A 412-nucleotide genomic window follows, 5' to 3' on the forward strand; every position below is an offset into this window, starting at 1 on the left:
GTAGTGGTGTTTCGGTGTCCGTTGGTGGCGTGTTGTCTACCGGGTCAGTTGGCGGGGTGTTGTCTACCGGGTCAGTTGGTAGCGGGGTTTCGATGTCCGTTGGTGGCGTGGTGTCTACCGGGTCAGTTGGTGGGGTGTTGTCTACTGGATCTGTTGGCGGCGTGTTGTCAACTGGATCCGTTGGTAGTGGCGTTTCGGTGTCCGTTGGTGGCGTGTTGTCTACCGGGTCAGTTGGTGGTGGGGTTTCGGTGTCCGTTGGTGGCGTGTTGTTTACCGGGGCAGTTGGTGGGGTGGTGTCTACCGGGGCAGTTGGTGGTGGGGTGTCGATGTGATTGGGTGGAGTGGTATTTTCTGCGCCATTTGTTGGTGGGGTGTCTACAGTGGCGGTCGTTGGTGGTTTTGTTGTTGTTTT

Annotated in this window: 1 protein-coding gene; it reads left to right on the forward strand. The window is 57.5% G+C overall.

Annotated features, from left to right (window positions below; genetic code table 11):
- A partial coding sequence (locus B1A85_RS24140) for a hypothetical protein (RefSeq protein WP_210404708.1) occupies nucleotides 1-332 on the forward strand: 332 nt, incomplete at its 5' end.
- Between the last annotated feature and the right edge of the window lie 80 nt (nucleotides 333-412).

The sequence above is a fragment of the Chroococcidiopsis sp. TS-821 genome (assembly GCF_002939305.1).
Classification (GTDB): Bacteria; Cyanobacteriota; Cyanobacteriia; order Cyanobacteriales; family Chroococcidiopsidaceae; genus Chroogloeocystis.